Source organism: Streptomyces sp. NPDC058663 (assembly GCF_042716745.1).
Classification (GTDB): Bacteria; Actinomycetota; Actinomycetes; order Streptomycetales; family Streptomycetaceae; genus Streptomyces.
In genome coordinates this window covers 1-16601 of record NZ_JBHXRV010000092.1, presented here as the reverse complement: position 1 = coordinate 16601, position 16601 = coordinate 1, and the positions used below count along the sequence as shown (strand labels likewise).

At 73.4% G+C, this 16601-nt stretch carries 9 protein-coding genes; 8 read left to right on the top strand and 1 reads right to left on the bottom strand.

Features of this window, described 5'->3' with window-relative positions; translation table 11 throughout:
* The coding region (locus ACFWVV_RS37030) for a condensation domain-containing protein (protein ID WP_384422921.1) at window positions 1-1937 on the bottom strand (1937 nt) is incomplete at its 3' end.
* Between the two features lie 233 nt (window positions 1938-2170).
* On the opposite strand from ACFWVV_RS37030, the gene ACFWVV_RS37025 reads away from it, so the two are divergent.
* From ACFWVV_RS37025 to ACFWVV_RS36990, 8 genes are all read left to right on the top strand, one after another.
* A complete protein-coding gene (locus tag ACFWVV_RS37025) occupies window positions 2171-2353 on the top strand; it encodes a lysine biosynthesis protein LysW (protein ID WP_384358830.1) in 183 nt (60 codons plus the stop codon).
* Between the two features lie 94 nt (window positions 2354-2447).
* Window positions 2448-3476 (top strand): N-acetyl-gamma-glutamyl-phosphate reductase, encoded by a 1029-nt coding sequence (argC, locus tag ACFWVV_RS37020; RefSeq protein WP_384358832.1) that lies wholly within the window; start codon window positions 2448-2450, stop codon window positions 3474-3476.
* A 36-nt stretch (window positions 3477-3512) separates the two neighbouring features.
* Complete coding sequence (locus ACFWVV_RS37015) at window positions 3513-4385, top strand: [LysW]-aminoadipate kinase (RefSeq protein WP_384358834.1); 873 nt, start codon at window positions 3513-3515, stop codon at window positions 4383-4385.
* Window positions 4378-8640, top strand: a complete 4263-nt coding sequence (locus ACFWVV_RS37010) for an amino acid adenylation domain-containing protein (RefSeq protein WP_384358836.1) — start codon at window positions 4378-4380, stop codon at window positions 8638-8640. Before ACFWVV_RS37015 ends, ACFWVV_RS37010 begins: the two co-directional genes overlap by 8 nt.
* Entirely contained in the window at window positions 8637-9857 is a 1221-nt protein-coding gene (locus ACFWVV_RS37005; RefSeq protein ID WP_384358838.1) for an acyl-CoA dehydrogenase family protein, read from the top strand. Before ACFWVV_RS37010 ends, ACFWVV_RS37005 begins: the two co-directional genes overlap by 4 nt.
* Window positions 9858-9989: 132 nt before the next feature.
* Window positions 9990-11129, top strand: a complete 1140-nt coding sequence (locus ACFWVV_RS37000) for an acyl-CoA dehydrogenase (RefSeq protein WP_384358840.1) — start codon at window positions 9990-9992, stop codon at window positions 11127-11129.
* 42 nt (window positions 11130-11171) lie between these two features.
* Entirely contained in the window at window positions 11172-12545 is a 1374-nt protein-coding gene (locus ACFWVV_RS36995; protein WP_384358842.1) for a M20/M25/M40 family metallo-hydrolase, read from the top strand.
* A 121-nt stretch (window positions 12546-12666) separates the two neighbouring features.
* A partial coding sequence (locus tag ACFWVV_RS36990; RefSeq protein WP_384358844.1) for an AMP-binding protein occupies window positions 12667-16601 on the top strand: 3935 nt, incomplete at its 3' end.

Here is a 16601-nt window from a genome sequence, read left to right as displayed (position 1 = left end):
GGGGTGAGGGGGTAGGCGTTCTGGGTCCAGGTGATCCGGTTGACGAATGCGGCGTGGGTGTTCACGGCGCCCTTCGGGGCGCCGGTGGAGCCTGACGTGTAGAGGACATACGCCGCGTTGGCGGGAGTGAGAGGGACGCGCGGGTCGGTGCGCGGGAAGGCCTCGACGGCTGCCCGGTCCGCGTCCAGGTTCACGATCCGCACCCCGGCGCTCAGGCCGATGCCCGTCGTGGCGTCCAGGGCCGCGTCGTGGGTGAGGACCACAGGCACCCGGGATCCGGTGGCCATCGCCCGCAGCCGGCCGGCCGGGTAGTCTGGGTCCAGCGGCAGGTACGCGGCGCCGGCCTTCAGCACCCCGACCAGGGCCACGACGAGATCGGTCGAGCGGTGCAGGCAGACCCCCACCACGTCCTCGACGCCGACACCCGCCGCACGCAGGAAGTTCGCCAGCCGGTTCGCCTCCGCGTCCAGTTCCGCATAGGTCAGACCCGTGCCGTCCTCACCGGCCACCGCCATCGCGTCCGGAGTCGCGGCGGCCTGCCGGGCGATCTCCTCGTGCATCAGCCCCGTCACCGCCTCCGGGTCCGGGCAGGAGAACGAAGCGATCAGCTCCCGCTCGGCCCCGCCCGACAACGCATGTGAAGCCACCGGCATCTCCGGAGCGGCCACGGCCGCCTCCAGCACCCGCAGCCAGGCACCCGCCAGCCGCTCCATGCCGTCCGCGTCGAAGAGGTCCGCCGCGTACTCCAGCCGTCCCTCCAGCGACCCGTCGGCCCGCTCCCGCAGATGCAGCGCCGCCTCGAACTGCGCTTTCCCACCGCCGGCCTGGAACTCCGTCACCACCGCTCCAGGCAACTCCCCGCCCATGCGCGGAGTGTTGTCCAGCGCGAGCATCACCCGCACCAGATCACTGCCCGCGACCTGCGCGACCCTCTCGAACGGCACGTCCTGGTGCGCCAGTGCACCCAGCGTCACCTCCCGCGCCCGCCCCAGCAGCTCGGTGAACGAACATCCCCCGGACGTATCCACCCGCAAGGCCAGCGTGTTCACGAAGAACCCCACCACCCCCTCCAGCTCCGCCCGCGAACGCCCCGCCACCGGCGTCGCCACCACCACGTCCGGCTGCCCGGCCCACCGGCCGACCACCGACGCGAACGACGCGAGAAGCCCCTGGAACACCGTCGCCCTGCCCGCCTCCGCGACCGCCTTCAGCCGGCCCGCAAGCACCGCGGGAACCACCACAGCAACCTGCCCCGCCGCGTACGACGAAGCCCCGCCCGTCCGGGGCCGCTCCGCCGGCAGTTCCAGCCCCGAGGCCCCCGCCAGCGCCTCCTTCCAGAACCCCAGCCCCTCCTCCAGCACCTCACCCGACAGCTCTTCTCGCTGCCACACCGCGAAATCCCCGTACTGCACCTCGAGCTCCGGCCACACCTCCGCGACGTCCCCGCCCGACGCCGCCACCCCGTACAGCACACCCAGCTCCCGCAGGAGCACCCCCATCGACCACCCGTCCACGATCATGTGATGCGCCACCAGGCCCACCGCCCACTCACCCTCACCCAGCCGGCCCACCACCACCCGCACCAGCGGACCCGCCGCGAGATCGAACGGCTCCTCCACCACCGCCCCGAACCACTCGTCCAACGACCCCGCCACCTCCACCACGGGCACCCCCACCACCACGGCCGACGGCTCCGCCACCACCTGCTGCAACGCGCCCCCCACCCACGCGAACCGCGTCCGCAGCGACTCGTGCCGGGCCACCACACCCGCCACCGCCGCCTGCAGCACCCCCACGTCCAGCACACCCGAGACCCGCAGGCCGCCCGCCACGTGGTACGCCGACCCCGCCCCCAGGCAATCCAGCAACCACAGCCGCTCCTGCCCGAACGACGCGGGGAACAGAAAGACCTCTTCGTCGAATTCGGCGTCAGTCATGGCGGGTTCGCCCTCCGGTTGCATGGGGTTGCGGGGCGTCGGATCGAGCCCGTTACCGAGGCTCGCAGCGGGGCCCGTCCGCCGACAGTCGGGAGGTACCCCTACGCCGGCCGGTGTCCTTCGCCGCAGGTGGTGTAGGGGATTCCCCCGACTGTCCCGGTGCCCCGTCCCCCACCGACGCTTGTGCCGGAGCCGGAGAGAAGACCCGGCCCGTCGACACGAGGAGGACTGGGATGACCACCGCCACCGCGGTTGCCACCTGCCCGGAGTGCGAAGGCACCGTCACCGTTCCCGACGCTGTTCGCCAGAGCGAGATCGTCGAATGCGGCGGCTGTCTGAGCGAGCTCGAAGTGATCACGGCCGAGCCCCTGCTGCTCGCGCTGGCCCCCGAGGTCGAGGAGGACTGGGGCGAGTAGGACCCGTACGGCGGCGCCCCGGACATCCGTCCGGGGTCAGGCGTGCTCCCACCGTTCGACCGAATCCATCCGTCATTCAGACCTGGAGGCCCTTGTGATCCGTGCCGGCGTCTACGGCGCGTCCGGTTACATCGGCGGGGAGCTGCTCCGGCTGCTGCTCGGCCACCCCGAAGTGGACATCGTCAGCGCGGTGTCGAGCAGGCTCGCGGGCCGACGGGTGGACACCGCCCACCCCAACCTGCGCGGCAGCACCGACCTGCTCTTCTGCGCACCCGAGGACACCGCCGAACTCGACGTGCTCTTCACGGCCGTCTCGCCCTCCGTGGCGATGGAGCTCGTACCGGAACTCACCGAAAAGGCTCAGGTCGTCATCGACCTCAGCGGCGGCTACCGGCTCCGCGACCCCGAGGTGTACGCCCGCTACTACGGCGAGCACACCCGGCCCGACCTGCTCGACACCTTCGTCACGGGCTGGCCCGAGCGCTACCGCAAGGAACTGCAGAGCGCCGACCGCATCTCCATGCCCGGCTGCATGGCCAACGCCGCCACCCTGGCCCTGTACCCGCTGGCCGCCGAGGGGCTCATCCAGCAGGACGTGACCATCGACGGCCGGGTCGGCTCGTCCGGCTCCGGCATCACCGCCGATGCCATGAACCTGCACGCCGAACGCAGCGGTGCCATGCGGGTGTTCAAGCCGCAGCGGCACCGCCACGAGGCCGAGGTCGCCCAGGGGACCGGGCTGACCGCGCGAATGAGCGCCACCGGGGTGGAGGCGGTGCGCGGCGTCCAGGTGCTGATCCGCGTGGAGGCCGCCGCCGGGGTCTCGCTCGGCGAGCGGGAGCTGCGCAAGCTCTACCGCGGCTACTACGGCGACGAGCCCTTCGTCCGGATCGTCGCGCAGAAGCGCGGCCTGTACCGGCTGCCCGAACCGAAGATCCTCAACGGCTCCAACTTCTGCGACATCGGTTTCGCCACCGACCCCGAGGACGGCACCGCGGTGCTCATCGCGGCGCTGGACAACCTCGTCAAGGGCGGCGCCGGCAACGCCGTGCAGAGCATGAACATCCGCTTCGGCCGTCCGGAGACCCTCGGTCTCGGGTTCACCGGCCTGCACCCGGTCTAAGAGCGGCCTGTGGAGCATCGAGAGAAGGGAACAGCTGTGTCAGCAGGGTCCGACGGACTGACCGTCGTGAAGTGTGGCGGCGCCGCCGGCGTGGATCCGGCCCGGGTCTGCGCCGATGTCGCCGCGCTGGTCAAGGCGGGCGGGCGGGTCGTGCTGGTGCACGGCGGCTCGGCCGAACTGGAACAACTCGCCGGGCGGCTCGGTGTGCCGCAGCGCAGCATCACCTCGCGCAGCGGTGTCACCTCGCGCTACACCGACGACGCGACGCTCGAAGTCCTGACCCTGACGCTGGCGGGCCAGGTCAAGCCGGCCCTGCTGGTCGAGCTGGCCGGGCACGGCATCGCGGCGGTCGGGCTGACCGGCATCGACGCCGGCCTGCTGCGGGCCCGCCGCAAGAACGCCATCCGGGCCCGGGTGGACGGACGTACCGTGCTGGTGCGCGACGACCACAGCGGCCGGATCGACGAGGTCGATCCCGCCGCCCTCAAGGTGCTCCTCGACGCCGGGATCACCCCGGTGGTCTCACCGCCCGCCCTCGCCGAGGACGGCCGTCCGGTCAATGTCAACGCCGACCGGGCGGCCACCGCCCTCGCGGTCGCCCTGGGCGCCGACCGGCTGGTCTTCCTGACAGCGGCCCCCGGCGTGCTCGCCGACCCGCACGACGAGACCAGCCGACTCGACCGGTACGAACTGCCCGCCGAGGGGACCCCGCCCGGGGTCGGCGGCGGCATGGTCGTCAAGCTCATCGCCGCCCGTGAGGCGCTGGCCGGCGGGGTCCGCGACGTGCTGATCGCGGACGGCCGTGCCGAGAACCCGGTACGGCGGGCCCTCACCGGCCTGTCCACGACCGTCGTCCTCGCGGCAGAGAGCGAAGCCGGATCCGGAACAGGGGGAGCGGACCATGAGTGACCTCAAGCGGGTGCCCCGGCGGGCAGCCCGGGTCCCCGGGTCCGCTCCCGGCACCGGTGGGGCCCGCCAGGCGCTGCAGCGGCTGCAGGAAAGCCGCAGGACCGAGCAGCGCATCGAGCGGGCCGACCGCGACCGCAGCCTGCCATTGGCCGCCGCCCAGCAGCGGCTCTGGTTCCTCGACCAGTGGAGCCCCGGCTCGGCCGCGTACAACGCACCGCTCGCCCTGCGGCTGACCGGGCCGCTCGACCCCGAGGTGCTGGGCCGCGCGCTCAGCGGGGTCGTCGAGCGGCACGAGATCCTGCGCACCCGGTACGGGAGCGCGGACGGCCTTCCCCACCAGATCGTCCAGGAACCGCAGCCGGTCGCCGTCGTCGCCACCGACCTGCGGGAACTCCCCGACGATGAACGCGAGAAGCACGTCACCGAGCTGATAGCGGAGAGCGCGGGCCGCCCCTTCGACCTGGCCACGGGACCGGTGCTGCGGGCCGAGCTGTTCCGGCTCGCCGACGAGGAGCACGTCCTCCTCCTCAACATCCACCACATCGCCACCGACGGCTGGTCCACCGCGATCGTCACCCGCGAAGTGATGGTCCGGTACGCAGCCGAGGCCGGCGGGCTGCCCGACCCGCTTCCTGCGCTGCCCGTCCAGTTCGCCGACTACGCGGTGTGGCAGCGCGGCAGGCTCGCGGACGCCGCCTTCGGCGACCGCCTCGACTACTGGACCGGGCGCCTGGCCGACCTGCCCGTGCTCGACTTCCCGACCGACCGGCCGCGGCCCAGGCAGCCCACCGGCGCCGGTTCGGTACGCGAGAGCCGACTGCCCGCGCACCTCCAGAAGGCGCTGGTGGAGCTGGCCCGTTCCGAGCGCGTCACCGTGCTCACCGTGACCCTCGCCGCCTTCCAGACGCTGCTCGCCCGGTACACCGGGCAGGACGACATCGTCGTCGGCTCCGTGGTCAACGGCCGCACCCAGCCGGAGATCGAGCCGCTCGTCGGCTTCTTCGCCAACACACTGGTCCTGCGCACCGACACCTCGGGCAACCCCACCTTCCGCGAGCTGCTCGCCCGTACGAACGAGACGGTCGTCGGCGGCCTGATGCACCAGGACGTGCCCTTCGGGAAGCTGGTGGACGCGCTCCAGCCCGAGCGCGAGGCCGGCCGCAATCCGCTCTTCCAGATCTCCTTCACCCTCCAGAACGCGAGCGCCGACGGGGACGACCTGGGCGGCCTGCGCATCGAGCAGGTCCCGCTGATCGTCGGCACCGCCCGCTTCGACCTGGCCTTCCAGCTCACCGAGGTACCCGGTGAGGGCTACCACGTGTGGATCGAGTACTCCACCGAGCTCTTCGACAGCGACCGCATCGACCGCCTGATCAGCCACTACGGCCGCCTCCTCGAAGCGGTCGTCGCCGACCCGGGCGTCCGCCTCGGCCACATCCCGCTGCTGGACCCGGCCGAGCGCGAGCGGCTGGTCATCGGCGAGAACCGCACCGACACCGCCTACGAGAGCTCCGGACTCGCCCTGCACCAGCTCTTCGAGCGCAGCGCCGACCGCTTCCCCGAGCAGCCGGCCGTCCGCTTCCGCGGCGGCGGCATCGGCTACCGGGAACTCGACCGCCGCGCCAACCAGCTGGCCCACCACCTGCGCGCCCTGGGCGTCGGCCCGGAGTCCCGGGTCGGGATCCTGCTGGAGCGCGGCCCGGACCTCGCGGTCACCCAGCTCGCCGTCCTCAAGGCGGGCGGCGCGTACGTGCCGCTCGATCCGGTCCACCCCACCAACAGGCTCGCGTACATGCTGGAGCGGGCGGGCGCCGCGATCGTCGTCACCGAGGGCGCGCTGGGCGACGTTCTGCCCGAAACGGTGACCCGGCTCGACTGGCGCGACCCGCAGTTCCTGGACGCCGTCGCGGCCCGGCCGCAGACCCGGCCCGAGGTGGCCGTGCACCCGCGTTCCCTCGCGTACGTGATCTTCACCTCGGGGTCGACGGGCAAGCCGAAGGGCGTCCTCGTCGAGCACCGCAGCGCCGTCAACTTCACCGCCGCTGCGGTGGAGATGTTCGGCCTCGGCCCCGACGACCGGATGCTCCAGTTCGCCAACCCGGCCTTCGACGTCAGTGTCTTCGAGATCTTCAGCGCCTTCGCGTCCGGAGCCACCCTGGTGAGCGCCCCGCGCGGCACCCTGCTCGACCCGGCCGCCCTCACCGCCCTGATGCGTGAGGAGGGCGTCACCACGGCCGACATCCCGCCCTCGGTCCTCGGCGTCCTGGACCCCGCCGGACTCCCGGACTTCCGCAAGATGTTCGTGGGCCTGGAGTCCTTCCCCGGCGACCTCGTCGACCGCTGGCGCGACGGCGGCCGACGCGCCTTCCACAACGGCTACGGGCCCACCGAGACCACCGTCGCCTCCGTGGACCACCTGTGCGGCCCGCAGAACGGCACGGCGAGCCCGCCGATCGGCCGGCCGCTCCCCAACCAGTACGCCTACGTCCTCGACCCCTCCGGCGAGCCGGTCCCGCTCGGCGTGGCAGGCGAACTGTGGATCGGCGGACTCGGCCTCAGCCGTGGTTACGCGGGCTCGCCCGGCGCCACCGCCGACCGCTTCCTGCCCGACCCGTTCGCCGGCGGCGGCCGCCGCATGTACCGCACCGGCGACCTGGCGCTGCGCCGCTCGGACGGCAACCTGGAGTTCTTCGGCCGCGCCGACACCCAGGTGAAGATCCGGGGACTGCGCATCGAGCCCAGCGAGATCGAGCAGGTGCTGGTCCGCCACCCCGGGGTCAGGCAGGCCGCGGTGGTCGTGCTGACCTCGCTGCCCGGCGGGCCCCAGCTGGTGGCGTACGTGGTGCCCGAGTCCGGCACCCGGCCCGAACCGGCCGCGCTGCGCGGGCACCTGGCCGACGACCTGCCCCCGTACATGCTGCCCGGCTCCTTCGTCCTGCTGGACGCCCTGCCGCTGACGCCCAACGGCAAGCTCGACCGGGCCCGGCTGCCCGAACCGGAGCAGCGGGCCGGCAAGAACCGGCAGGCCCCGGCCACCGGGACAGAGCGGGCCGTCGCAGAGATCTGGGCCGGGCTGCTGCCGGGCTCCGACTTCGCCCGCGACGACAACTTCTTCATGGCCGGCGGCAACTCGCTCCAGGCCACCCAGCTGCTGGCCAAGATCCACGAAGTGCTCGGCGCCGAGGTCCAGCTCCGGCAGCTCTTCACCCACGCCACGGTCGAGCAGCTGGCCGCACTGGTCGACGCCGGGCGCGGGCCCGCCGCCGGGACCGTGACCGGGAGCGCAACCGCAGCCGCCGCCGGGACCGTGACCGGGGCCGGGAGCGAAACCGCAGCCGCGACCGGGACCGTGACCGGGGCCGGGAGTGAACCCGCAGCCGCAGCCGCGACCGGGGCCGGGAGTGAACCCGCAGCCGCGACCGCGACCGATGCCGACGCCGCCGAGCCCGTCCTGCTCACCGCCGGCGGGGACCGTACCCCGCTCTTCTGCATCCACCCCAGCGGCGGCTCCGTCGCCCCCTACGTGCCGCTCGCCGCCTCGCTCCACCCCGACCAGCCGCTGTACGCCCTTCAGGCCCCCGAACTCGGAGCCACCGAGGACCCGGTGGCCGCCCTCGCCGACGCGCACGCCGCGACGATCCGGGCCGCGCGCCCGCAGGGCCCCTACCTCATCGGCGGCTGGTCCACCGGCGGCGCGGTCGCCTTCGAGACGGCCCGCCGACTGCGGCTCCAAGGGGCCGAGGTCGCCCTGGTCGCCCTGCTGGACACCGACGTTCCGCCCGGTCTGACCGAGCCGCCGAGCACCGCGCAGACCATCGCCCTGTACGTGGCGGACCTGGTCGGACTGCGGGGGGCCGACCCCGCCGCCGCGCCCGCCCTGGACATCGACACCCTTGACTACGAGGAGCAGATCGCCGTGGCCGTACGTACCCTCGCCACCTCCGAGCTGGCCCCCGAGGGCAGCGCGGAGCAGCTCGCCGAGCGCATGCGGACCTTCGTCGCCACCGTCCGGGCCGGCGCCGTCTGGCGGCCCGGGACCATCGACGTACCGCTGGCGCACCTCACTTCCGAGGCGCCAGGCGCCGCCGACCGGGCCCGCTTCTGGGAGTCGCGCACCACCGGCGGGTTCACCCACAGGCAGGTGCCGGGCGACCACTACGAGGTGGTGGCCGCGCCGCACGTGGGCACCGTGGCTGACGTGCTGCAGGAGATCCTCGACCGGGCCACCGCGGCCCACCGGGGAGCCACGGCATGAGCGGCACCGTCCTGAGCGGTCCGGCGCCGGACCGGGCGGACCTGAGCGGTGCGGACCTCGCCGACACCTGGTTCTCCGACGAGCAACGGGCATTCCGCCGCGGCGTACGGGAGTTCTTCGCCACCGACGAGGTCCGCAAGTCCGTGGACGCACTCCAGGACCACGCCCCGCGCGAGGAGAGCGGCCTGATCGACGTGTACCGGATGCTGGGCGAACGCGGCTGGCTCGCGCCCGCCTGGCCGAAGGAGTACGGCGGCCGGGGACTCTCGCCCGTCGAGGCCGGCATCGTACTGGAAGAGATGGTCCTGCACGGGCTGCCCGAGGACCAGCGGGTGCTGAGCATCGACACCGTCGGCCAGTTCCTGCTCGAAACCGGTACGCCCGAACAGCGCGCCAGGCACCTGCCGCGGCTGGCGGCGGGCGAGGAGATCGCCACCGTCCTGTTCACCGAACCGCACAGCGGCTCCGACCTGGCGTCCCTGCGCACCCGGGCCGTCCGGGACGGCGACGGCTGGCGGCTGTCGGGACGGAAGATCTTCAACCAGAAGTCGCAGTTCGCCGAGTGGGCCCTGTGCGCCGCCCGCACCGACGACGGCCCCGTCAAGTACCACGGGATCACCCTCTTCCTGCTGCCGCTGCGCTCACCCGGGGTGGTGATCAGCCCGGTGTGGAGCATGGGCGACGAACGCTTCAACGAGATCGTCATCGAGGACGTGCGGCTGACCGCCGAGTACATCGTCGGCCAGGTCGACGAGGGCTGGCAGCCCATCAACGACATGCTGCTGCTGGAGCGCACCGGCATGGACTTCCAGGCCAAGCTGCGACGCTGGTTCGACGCGGTGGCCGAAGACGCCCGGCGCACCGGGCGGTTCACCGAACCGGCCTACGCGCAGCGGCTGGTGGAACTCGACGCGCAGCTCAAGGCGGGCCGTGCGCTCGCCTGGAGCATGGTGCTGGCCCAGGTGGCGGGGGAACCCGACCCGGTCGCCTCGGCCGCCGCCAAGTGGTTCGTCACCCAGTGTTCCGACGAGGTGGTCCGGCTCGGCGCCGAAGTACTCGGCCTGAACGGTCTGTTGAGCACCTGGGACGGCGAGGCCCCGGATCTCGGACGGCTGGAGGCGGTCTACCGGCAGAGCCCCGCGCACACGCTGGCCTCGGGAACCTCCGAGGTGATGCTCCAGATCATCGCCGCGAGCGGACTCCACCTCTCCTCGTGAACTGCCTCTCGCGAGGAACTGCCTCTCGCGAGGAACGACCTCCTCGCGTGACCGGCCTCCCGCGACGAACAGCCTCCTCGCGTGAACGACCTCCCGCGACGGACGACCCCCAGCACCGAGAGGACCCTCCACATGACCTCCGTAGCCGCCCTGCCGGCCGCGCTCGCGGAACTCTTCGACGGTGAACTCGCGCCGACCGTACGCCGGATGGGCGAACGCCCGCTCGGCGGCGGCCCGGTCGACGAGGAGCAGGCCCGGGCCCGCGCCGCCGTTTGGGAGACCCTTGCCGAGGCGGGCGTGTTCGACGCGGTCGTGGACGGCACCCAGGCCCCGGGGGACCTCGTACTGCTCGGCGAAGCGATGGGCCGGGCCCTCTACCGGGGCCCGTACCCGGACACCGCCGCCGCCGCCGAGCTGATCACCGCCCTGGACGCGCACACCGACAGCGCCTTCGCCGACCTGCTCGACGCGGTCGCGGACGGCGCCGGCACCGTCGCCCTCGCCACCCGCGCCGAGGGCACCGACGACCCGTCCGACCCGTCGCCGCTGACGACCGGCCACGGGCCGGACGGGCCGTGGGTGTCGGGCAGCCGGCGGTTCGTGGCCTTCGCGGACGGCGTCGACTGGATCCTGCTCGTCGGCACGGAAACCACGGCCACCGCCGACGGCGACCCGGGCACGGTGCTCGCCCTCGTACGGGCCGACGATCCCGGTGTCACCCTGCGCCGCCACGACGACATCAGCCGCGGCGACCTGCACGCCGTCGACCTCCACCGGGTGCCGCTGTACGGGGGCCGGCCGGTCGGCACCGGCGCGCCGGCCGCGGCGGCCTGGCGCCGGGCACTCGCCGTCCTGCGGGTACGCCACGCCGCCACTCTCGTCGGCCAGGCGCAGGGCGCCCTCGCGCTGGGCGTCGAACGGGCCAAGAGCCGCGTCCAGTTCGACCAGCCGCTGGCCAGGCACCAGAGTGTGGCCTTCACGCTGGCCGCGCTCTCCGCCCGGATCACCGCCGTCCGCGCCCTCGTGGAGGAGACCGCCCGCGGCCTGGACCGCGGCCCGCACGGCCCCGGCTGCGACCTGGCGGTGCTCCAGAGCCTGGCGCTCGCCGCGGAACTGGTCCGCGACGCCGCCGCCCAGTGCCTGCACCTGCACGGCGCCCACGGCATGACCGAGGACGCCGACAGCCAGCTCTACTTCCGGCGCGCGGCACTCGACGCCCTGCTGTGGGGCAGCCCCGCCCAGCTCTGGGCCCGGGCCGCGACGCTCCTCTGACCTGCTCCGCCCCACGCCCCGACCTCGTACGAAAGGACGGCCATGCCGCTCGCAGACCCCGCCGCCGCGCCCGTCGACCCGATCCCGATCCTGCGCGACCTCATCCGGTTCCGCAGCGTCAACCCGCCCGGCGAGGAACGGGCCTGCGCCGAGTACGTCGCCGCGCTGCTCGCCGAGGCCGGGATCACCTCGCAGTTCCTGGGCCCCGACCCCGAGCGGCCCAGCCTCGTCGCCCGCATCCCGGGCCGCGGGGAAGCCCCGCCGCTGCTGCTCCACGCACACTCCGACGTGGTGCCCACCGACGGCCAGGAGTGGACCCATCCGCCCTTCGAGGCCCTCCTCATCGACGGCGAGGTCTGGGGCCGCGGCGCCATCGACATGAAGGGCGGGCTGGCCATGATGATCTCCGCCCTGCTCACCCTGCGGGCCCGCGGCCAGGCACCGGCCGGAGACGTGCTGCTCGCCGTCGTCTCCGACGAGGAGAACGGCAGCCGCGTCGGCGCAGGATGGCTCACCAGCAACCACCCCGAACTCTTCGAGGGCATCCCGTACTGCATCGGCGAGGACGGCGGCGCGGTCCTCACCGTGGATCCGGCCCGCCGCTTCCACCCCGTCGGCGTCGCCGAGAAGCGGGCCTGCTGGCTGCGCCTGACCCTGCGCGGCCGCGGCGGCCACGCCTCCCGGCAGGGCTGGCCCCATCTGGCAGTGCACCAGCTCACCGAGGTGCTGACCGCGCTGCGCGACGGCCGGCTGCCCGTCCACATCACCCCCGCCTTCGACCGGATGCTCCAGGACCTCGGCGCTGTCGTCGGCGACGAACTGGCCGGCGAACTGGCCGCCCTGCGCAAGGGCGAGCGCGTCACCGTCCCGTACGACCTGATGAGCACCGAGGACGCCGTCTACCTCGACTCGACCATCCGGCACACCGCGAACGCCACCATCATCCGCACCCCCGAGAAGATCAACATGATCCCCTCGGAGATCACCGTGGACATCGACGGCCGGATCCTGCCCGGCGAGTTCTACGTCGAGGACTACGTCGCCGAACTGCGCGCCCTCATCAACGAGTTCAGCGCCTCCGGCACCCTCGGTGACGAGATCGGCATCGAGCTGCTGCTCGAAGGATCGCGCAACCCGAAGAACGAGCCCGCGATGGGCGCCTTCTACGAGCGGCTCACCGAGATCCTGCGCGCGGCCGACCCCGAGGGCGTCCCCGTCCCCATGATCACGCCCGCCTCCACCGACGCCCGGCTCTTCGCGAACCTCGGCATGGACTGCTACGGCTGGCTCCCGATGCTGCTCCCGGCGGGCTCGCGCTACCAGGAGAACATGCACGACGCGAACGAGCGGGTCCCCGCCGACGCCGTGCGCTTCGGTGCCGACTGCCTGTACCAACTGCTCATCGACCACCCCTGACCGCCGTCCCCGGGGCCTGACCGCCCCACCGCCGACGCCCCCCAGATCCCCGCCGCCGGGCACCGCCCGCGACACACCGCGACACAGCGAAACCCACCCGCCCGGAACCCGGAGGAGAACCATGTCGTTCCGTCCCGCCGACCTCGTCGAATTGCTGCGTGCCCGAGCAGCGGCCACCCCAGAGGCCACCGCGTACATCCTGCTCGACGAGGACGCCACGGAGCGCCGGCTCACCTACGGGGAACTCGACACCCGGGCCCGTGCCACCGCCGCCGCCATGCAGGAGCAGGGCACGGCCGGCGGCCGCGCCCTGCTCCTGTACCCGCCGGGCGAGGAGTACATCGTCGGCTTCTTCGGCTGCCTCTACTCGGGCACCGCCGCCGTCCCCGTCTACCCGCCGTCCGGCGCCCGCGGCCTGGACCGGCTGATGGACATCGTCGTCGACGCCCAGGCCACCGTCGCCCTCACCGACGACTCCACCCTCCAGCTCGTCACCGGCATGGGCGACGCCCTCGGCGACCTCTCGAAACTGGCCTGGACCGCCACCGACACCGTCGACCGCGGCGCCTGCGACGTCTGGGCGCCGGTCGCCCCCGGAGGCGACGCCCTCGCCTTCCTCCAGTACACCTCCGGCTCCACCGGCTCGCCCAAGGGCGTCATGCTGCGGCACGGCAACCTGATCGAGAACTCCCGCACCATCGCCCACGCCAACGGTTCCACCCTGGACAGCGTCGGTGTCAGCTGGCTGCCTCCGTACCACGACATGGGCCTCATCGGTGGCATCCTCCAGCCCCTGTACAGCGGCTTCCCCTGCGTCCTGATGTCGCCCATGACCTTCCTGCGCCGCCCCTTCCGCTGGCTCGACGCGATCAGCAGGCACGGCGGCACCATGAGCGCCGCCCCCGACTTCGCGTACGCCGAGTGCGTCCGCCGCGTCACGGAGGAGGAGATCGCCGGCCTCGACCTCAGCACCTGGCAGCACGCCATGGTCGGCGCCGAGCCCGTCCGCCGCCAGACCCTCGACGACTTCGAGCGTGTCTTCGGCCCCGTCGGATTCCGCCGCTCCTCCTTCCACCCCTGCTACGGACTCGCCGAAGCCACCCTGTTCGTCACCGGGGGCAAGCCCGGCCCCGAGCCGCTCGCCGTGACCCTCACCGAGGACGGCCCCCGTCCCGTCGAGGAGGGCGCCGCCGGCACCACCCTCATCGGCTGCGGCGACATCCAGGGCGAGGACCGGATCGAGGTCGTCGACACCGGGACGCTGCTGCCCGCGGCCGACGGCGCGACCGGCGAGGTCTGGGTCACCGGCGATTCGGTGGCCAAGGGCTACTGGCGCCGCCCCGAACTGACCGAGTTCACCTTCGCCGCCGAACTCGCCGAGCCCGACGGCCGCACCTACCTGCGCACCGGCGACCTCGGCTTCCGGCACCGGGGCGAGCTGTTCATCACCGGCCGTATCAAGGACCTCATCGTCATCCGGGGCCGCAACCACTACCCGCAGGACATCGAGTACACCGCCGAGCTCAGCCACGAACTGCTCGTCCCCAACCGGGCCGCCGCCTTCGGCCTCGACGACGGAGACGGCGAGAGCGTGGTCCTGCTGCACGAGGTCAGCCGCGCGTTCCGCGACGAGGACGCCGAGTCCGTACTGGCCGCCGTACGCTCCGCCGTCACCCTGGAACACGGTCTGTCCCTGCGCGACATCGTCCTCGTGAAGATGGGCGCCCTGCCCCGCACCTCCAGCGGCAAGATCCGCCGCCGGGAGAGCCGCGAACGCTACATCGCGGGCGATTTCACGGCCCTCGCCAACAGCTCCGGCGCCTCTGCCGACGGCAGCGCCGTCGCACACTTCGCGCAGGACCCCTCGGGCGCCCTCGTGCTCGACCGGGTGTCCGCCGTGCTCGGCGTCTCCGCCGACCGGATCTCCGCCACTCTCCCGCTGGTCGCCCAGGGCCTGGACTCGCTGCGCGCCGTCCGGCTCCGCTCGGTCCTGGAGACCGAGCACCGGGTGGACGTGCCGCTCACCGCACTGCTCGACGACACCACCGTGGTCCGGCTCGCGCAACTGGTCCGCGAAGGCGCCACCGACGGCCGGGCCGTCGTCCCGGTCCCGCGCCGCGGGGCCGGTGCCCCTTCCGCCGCGTCGTTCGGGCAGGAGCGGCTGTGGTTGCTGGATTGCCTGGGGGCGGGGTCGGCGTACCACGTGGCGGGCGGCCTGCGGGTCTCGGGTGTGCTGGACGTGGAGGTGCTGGAGGCCGCGATGGCAGGGGTGGTGGCCCGGCACGAGGCGTTGCGGACGCGTCTGGTGTGGGTGGAGGGGGCGTTGCAGCAGGTGGTGTCGGAGCCGGGTGCGGTGCCGGTGCCGGTGCCGGTGGTGGAGGTTGCCGGCGCGGTGGAGGAGTGGTTCGGGACGGTGGTGGAGGAGCCGTTCGATCTCGCGGCGGGTCCGCTGGTGCGGGTGCTGGCGGGCCGGCTGGGCGAGGGTGAGTGGGCGGTGGGCCTGGTCGCGCACCACTCGGTGGTGGACGGCTGGTCGATGGGGCTGATCCTGCGGGAGCTGGGTGTCCTGTACGAGGCGCTGGCCGGGGGCGGGGATCCGGCTGGGGCCGGCGGTCCGGCCGGGGTGTGGGGCGAGCCGGGGTTGCAGTACGGGGACTTCGCGGTGTGGCAGCGAGAAGAGCTGTCGGATGCGGTGCTGGAGGAGGGGCTGGCGTTCTGGAAGGAGGCGCTGGCGGGGGCGTCGGGGCTGGAGCTGCCGGCGGTACGGGCGCGGGCGGAGACGGCATCGTCGTATCCGGCGGCGCAGGTCGCGGTAGAGGTGCCCGCGGTGCTGGCGGGCCGGCTGAAGGCGGTCGCGGAGGCGGGCAGGGCGACGGTGTTCCAGGGGCTTCTCGCGTCGTTCGCGTCGGTGGTCGGCCGGTGGGCCGGGCAGCCGGACGTGGTGGTGGCGACGCCGGTGGCGGGCCGCTCCCGGGCGGAGCTGGAGGAGGTGGTCGGGTTCTTCGTGAACACGGTGGCGCTGCGGCTGGACACGTCCGGGCGGGGCTCGTTCACCGAGATGCTGGGCAGGGCGCGGGAGGTGACGCTGGCTGCGCTGGCGCATCAGGACGTGCCGTTCGAAAAGGTCGCGCAGGTCGCGGGCGGTGATCTGGTGCGGGTGATGCTCGCGCTGGACAACACCCCGCGCGGTGGGTGGGAGCTGCCCGGGGCGCGGGTGGCGGAGTTCCAGGCCGGCGGTGGGCGGGCGCAGTTCGAGGTGGCGCTGCATCTGCGGGAGCGGGCCGACGGGTCGCTGGAGGGACGGCTGGAGTACGCGGCGGACCTCTTCGACGCGGACACCATGGAGCGGCTGGCGGGCGGCTGGCTGCGGGTGCTGGAGGCGGCCGCCGCCGATCCCGGGGCGGTGCTGGGCGCGCACCCGCTGACCGGGGCGGCCGAGCAGGCCCTGCTGGCCTCGTTCGCCTCACCCGATCCGGAGCCGGTGGTGGGGCTGATGCACGAGGAGATCGCCCGGCAGGCCGCCGCGACTCCGGACGCGGTCGCCGTCATCGAGGAGTCCGGGCGCAGCCTGACCTACCGGGAGCTCGACGCCGCGGCCAACCGGCTCGCGCACCGGCTGCGGGCAGCCGGGGTGGGGGTGGAGGACGTGGTGGGTCTCTGCCTGCACCGCTCCGTCGAGCTGGTGGTCGCCCTGGTCGGGGTGCTGAAGGCCGGCGCCGCGTATCTGCCGCTGGACCCGGACTACCCGGCCGGCCGGCTGCGCGCGATGGCCACCGGATCCCGGGTCCCGCTGATCCTCACGCACGCCCCGGCCCGGGAGGCGGCCGCCGCGCTGGCCCCGCCCGCGGCCCGCCTGCTCGACCTCGACACCGACGCCGAACGGGCCGCGCTGCGGGAGGCCCCCGACACCGCCCCCGTCACCGCGGTGACCCCGCACAACGCGGCGTATGTCCTCTACACATCAGGCTCCACCGGCGCCCCGAAGGGCGCCGTGAACACCCACGCCGCATTCGTCAACCGGATCACCTGGACCCAGAACGCCTACCCCCTCACCCC